Origin of the sequence: Pseudomonas sp. K8, from assembly GCF_014889455.1 — a bacterium.
Taxonomy (GTDB): domain Bacteria; phylum Pseudomonadota; class Gammaproteobacteria; order Pseudomonadales; family Pseudomonadaceae; genus Aquipseudomonas; species Aquipseudomonas veronii.
Window position 1 is genome coordinate 1 of record NZ_VJWO01000110.1, and the last position, 1,407, is coordinate 1,407.

The window sequence follows — 1,407 nt, forward strand, 5'->3', positions numbered from 1 at the left end:
AGATTATATTTGCCACGCACTCCCCTGACGTTGTAGGCGAGCACCAGAGCAATTTAATAAATATGGAGCGCTGCATAAAATGACTTTTGTGCGGACGAACTCAGGACTCTCAAATTTCCATGCTTTCTTTGGTGTTGAGTATATTGTTTACTCGGAGGGTGGCGACCCGAAAAAATCTAAAAAGACTGATCATTCCGACGATACAGCGAATGATGAAGTATGGTCTATCGACTCTATTTTCTGGCGTAGTGCATTCTCAAAATTCCTACCAGGAACTACAATAAAGATCAAATCACTTGGCTCAAAAGAATTTGTACGGCCTTATGCAAAAAAAATTCAAAATAACTCGATAAAAAACTCTATTGCCGTATTCGATCGCGACTACGATTGCTATAGAGGTGAAATAATAAATCACCCAAGGATCCTCTACACCTACGGATACAGTTGGGAGAACGACGCATGCCGACCAGAGTTCCTCATATCTATTTTAGGATCAGTGCATCCTAGCGGTAAAATCCCCACTAAATTCTCGGACGAAATCAGGTTAAAATTTGAAACTTTCCTAAAAAACATAAACAGAGTAGTTTTCGTCGATTTACTATGTGGACTGAAACGCATCAAAGGTGTAGACAGAGAAAAATACTGGGGTTTAATAGATACCTCTACGCCTCCAGGCTATAGAGTTAAAAAGGATAAATTTAAGGCTCTCATACGCGACATCAAACTTCGTCGAACCGCTCCACTAAGATACTCTGGCCACAATCGTATATCAGCCTACAACGACTGCTATGGAAAGATGGTGTCTATGTTCTGTTATTCAGTATTTTGCGATTACTACAAGCTAATTACTGGACAAAAAAACATCCCTAGGCACTTTGCTGACAGCATGATAGCTCAAGCTCTGAGCAAGAGCGAACTAAACTCACTCCCAGAGCTAAGAGATTACTATCAAAATATGATGGCTCGCATAAACACATAGCTTTAGAAGCAGACTATATATCCGGTTCGTGTCGCCAATTGCACCAGCAATCGAATCAAAAACTTTTGACGAACCGGACACCTGCCATCACTGCCGGGGATAGCGGGGGCTTACAGTTTTTTACTCAAGCCTCAGCTATCTATCGTTTAATTAGGCCGCGTCATGCAAGAACCCGGATTCGACTCCACAGAAAGCCATAACTAGCTGATTTGTTTATAGTTACTAGTTGGGGTACGCCGAATTTTCCACCGACTTCCAGACCCGCAGGAAACCTGGCCTCGTCGAAAGCTACCGTTCGTCTGGTGCCGCACCATACAAAACAAAGCCCCCGCAGAAATGCGAGGGCTTTGTTGTTTCAGCGGTGAACGGGCGTTTACTGAGAGGAGAGTAGTGAGCGAACAAGTCCTGCCCCCCAACACAGAAAAATC

The 1,407-nt window shown here is 43.4% G+C and carries 1 protein-coding gene; it reads left to right on the plus strand.

Translation table 11 applies throughout. The features are described 5' to 3' along the window. The first annotated feature begins 79 nt into the window (after positions 1–79). Positions 80–979, plus strand: a complete 900-nt coding sequence (locus tag INT12_RS30380) for a DUF4435 domain-containing protein (RefSeq protein ID WP_193059167.1) — start codon at positions 80–82, stop codon at positions 977–979. Positions 980–1,407 lie beyond the last annotated feature (428 nt).